The organism is Pseudarthrobacter cremeus (assembly GCF_051857465.1).
GTDB lineage: Bacteria > Actinomycetota > Actinomycetes > Actinomycetales > Micrococcaceae > Arthrobacter.
Genome location: NZ_JBPZHC010000033.1, coordinates 1 through 3,363 on the forward strand (window position 1 = coordinate 1; position 3,363 = coordinate 3,363).

A 3,363-nucleotide genomic window follows, 5' to 3' on the forward strand; every position below is an offset into this window, starting at 1 on the left:
CATTATGCCGACGTCCGGATTATGCCGATGTGGCCTCCGGTTCCGTGGCGGGACAGGGATTTTCTGCTGGCGGGGTCGGCATAATCAGAGGGCCTCGAGCCAGGCTATGAGGCTTTCGGGGGCCTGGTATCGACCTGCTCGCTCGTTTGGCGGCTTAGTTCTGGCCAGTGCTTTCTCCTTGATTTCCAGATCGGCGTGCAGGTAGATCTGCGTGGTGTCGACGCTCTCGTGGCCGAGCCATAGCGCGATCACGCTGGTGTCCACTCCGGCGTGCAGCAGCCGCATGGCGCAGCTGTGACGGAGCGCATGTGCGGTGATCGTTCGGCCCTGCAGTGTTGGGCACGTGATTTCCGCCGCGATGGCGTAGTGCGCGATTCGATGCTCGATCGCATCGCGGCTGAGTCTCGAGCCGTTTCGGGTTTGGAACAGCGGCTCGTTGGGTTCGCTGTGCTGTTCGTTTAGCCATTGGCGCAAAACGGTGATGGTGCCGCTGGTTAGCGGGGTGATCCTGTCTTTGCGACCTTTGCCGTGGCAGGCGACATGCGCTCCGCCGCCGAGATGCACATCAGCGGCGGTGAGGCCGATCAGTTCGGAGATCCGCAGCCCGGTCTGGACGGCGAGCAGCAGCATGGCGTGGTCGCGCCTGCCGGTCCAGGTGTTTTGGTTGCAGGCTCTGAGAAGGGCGTCGATCTCGGTCTCGTTCAGGTAAGTGACCAGGGCGCTGTCGAAGCGTTTGGCCGGGATCGCCAGGACGCGTGCGATGCTGGCAGCGTGCTCGGGGTGGGACAGTGCGGCGTAACGGAACAAGGAGTGGATCGCAGCCAGACGGGCGTTGCGGGTGCGGATACTGTTGCCCCGATTGTCCTCGAGGTGATCGAGGAAACCGGCGACCAATGGTGCGTCCAGAGCAGATAGATCCAGGGTCGAGGGCGGTATCCCCGTCTGCGCCGAGGCGTAGGCGAGCAGCAGTCGCAGGGTGTCCCGGTAGGAGGCCACGGTGTGTGCACTGGCCTGCCGTTGCCGCATGAGACGGTCGGTGAAGAACGCCTGCAAGGTCGGGGCGAGGGCAGTCATGACTGGCCTGCTGACTGGTTGCCCAGGTAGGTGTCGAGGCGTTGCCCGGCGGCGGCCATAAGTTCCGGTGATGAGGACAGATACCAGTAGGTACTGGCCGGGTGGACGTGACCGAGCCAAGTAGACACGAGCGTCAGCCGTGTCTGCCCGTCCTGGCCGGCGGCGTAAGCGTCGAGCATCGACTGGACGGCAAAGGAGTGACGCAGATCGTGAATGCGGGGCCGGCACGACCCGGACCGCGGTCCCAGGCCGGCGTGATGGACGAGTTGTTTGAACGTTTGATGGACGTTGCAATAGATCAGCCGCGTTCCAGCGGTGGACACGAGCAGCGCGCGTGTCCCGGTTGCCGGGGCCAGCCGATCGCGCAGCAGTTCGTATGCATGCAGTGCGTCCGCTGTCGTTGCGTGCAGCGTCAGCGCTCTGGTCTTGCCGAACTTGCCGAACCGCACCAGGAGCTGCTTTGCCGTGAGGTCGAGGTCGTCCCGGTTCAGTGCAATGGCCTCGCCGACTCGCATGCCGGTCACGGCCAGCAAACCGATCAGCGTCGCGAACGTAGCCCGGCGCAATGGGGTGAGCAGTGTGGCCGACGCAGCGACCAGCCGGGCGATCTCCGCCTCGGAATACAAATACGGGCTGGCACGGTGCGGCCGCTGCGGGAGGATGTCCGCTGGCGGCACTTGATGCGCCGGATCAAGGGCGTGCAGGTAGGTGGCGAAGCCGCGGATCACGGAGAGCCGGTAGGCGTGCCAGTTCGACTCTGCGTTCTCAGGCAGCCGGGACCAATCCAGTGCTGCCTCAGTCGTGACGCGGTCCGCCCTGGTGTGTTCGAGATGGTCAAGGAATTGGCTGAGTAGTTTCTCCGGCCGGGCCAGCCGGTAACCCAACGCACGGCGGAACGTCAGGTAGTCGGCCAGTTCCTCGCGCAGAAGCCGGCTCACAAGACATCTCCGTCAGGGTTGGTGGGCCAAGGACGGGCCAGGACAGCAAGCGCCGAGTGATCAACCTTGGCGTAAATCGCTGTGGACATCGCCGACCGGTGTCTAAGGACTTGCCCGACTTCGGCTAGTGGGCTGCCGCTTCGCAGCATCGCAGTTGCCGCGGTATGCCGCAACCGGTGGGCGTGCATTTTAGGCAGCCCTGCGCGTTGCGCGCCGTCGAACACAATCATCGTCACCCCGCCGGTCGTCAACGGCCCATGCGGGGCGTGAACCCGCACGAACACGCTGCGTCCCTGCGCATCGTCCGGTCGGCCCCAGCGTAGGTATGCCGCGATCGCCGTGCCGATCTCATCCGGCAGCGGCAATCGCTCGGACCGGTTGCCTTTCCCCACAATCACGAGCTCACCGTGGCGCCAATCGATGTCATCCAACCCGAGCCGGGCGACCTCGCCAGCGCGCAACCCCATCCTCGCCAGTAACAGCATCACCGCGATATCCCGTCGCCCCGTCGGGGTGCGTCGATCACAGCCAGCGAGCAGCCGCCGCAGATCGGCAGGTTCAAGCCCTTTCGGCAAACCTGACAGGCGCCAACCCGCCACCGAAGGCACCGCAGCAGCCAGCGACACCGGAACCTGACCGGTGACGTGCAACCAGCCCAGCAGCGACCGCAACGCGCACACGATCAACTTCGCCGACCCTGCAGCCCGCCCAGGACAAGCAGCGAGGATGAACCCCGTGACATCGGCTGCATTCAGGCTGCCAAGATCGAGCACATCACCGCGCAGACGAGACGCGACGAACGGCCGCACGCAATCGACGTAGCCACGCACCGTACCTGCAGTCAGGCCCCGCTCACCAAGCAGCCAGCCGCGGTAGCTGGCCAGCAGTTCCTCCACCGGGCCCAGGGGAACCCTCGGCGGAACAGGCACTACACCCAACGGAACCAGGTAGCCAAGCAGTGGCCGGAAGGCCTTCACTGACCTGTAATCCCGATAACCAGCCGCACGACGCTCCGCCAAATAACGCTCAATCACCCGACCGCTCAGATCCGCAAGACCGACGTCCGCGGCCTGCATCCAGCGATCCAGATGGGCAATAAAACAGACGTGCCGCTCAGCCGAGGACTGCGTATACCCCTGTCGAAGCAGTACCTCTGCGAACCCCGCAATGTGCGGCTCTAACGGCCCGTTCACCAACGACCGCAACACCTTAACCATGACGTTCTCCTCTCCACGACGGAAAGGTAAGCATGGATCAACTCACGGAATTATGCCGACCCCGCCAGCAGAAAATCCCTGCCCCGCCACGGAACCGGAGGCCACATCGGCATAATCCGGACGTCGGCATAATG

At 64.3% G+C, this 3,363-nt stretch carries 3 protein-coding genes; all 3 read right to left on the reverse strand.

The window, feature by feature from the left end:
* Nucleotides 1–84: 84 nt before the first annotated feature.
* Genes ACS5PJ_RS22550 through ACS5PJ_RS22560 form a run of 3 tightly spaced genes read right to left on the reverse strand, consistent with a single transcriptional unit; the run spans nt 85 to nt 3,229 of the window.
* A complete protein-coding gene (locus tag ACS5PJ_RS22550; RefSeq protein ID WP_439437069.1) occupies nt 85–1,074 on the reverse strand; it encodes a tyrosine-type recombinase/integrase in 990 nt (329 codons plus the stop codon).
* Nucleotides 1,071–2,012, reverse strand: a complete 942-nt coding sequence (locus tag ACS5PJ_RS22555; protein ID WP_439437070.1) for a tyrosine-type recombinase/integrase — start codon at nt 2,010–2,012, stop codon at nt 1,071–1,073. The genes ACS5PJ_RS22550 and ACS5PJ_RS22555 overlap by 4 nt, the downstream gene beginning before the upstream one ends.
* Nucleotides 2,009–3,229 (reverse strand): tyrosine-type recombinase/integrase, encoded by a 1,221-nt coding sequence (locus tag ACS5PJ_RS22560; protein ID WP_439437071.1) that lies wholly within the window; start codon nt 3,227–3,229, stop codon nt 2,009–2,011. Before ACS5PJ_RS22560 ends, ACS5PJ_RS22555 begins: the two co-directional genes overlap by 4 nt.
* Nucleotides 3,230–3,363 lie beyond the last annotated feature (134 nt).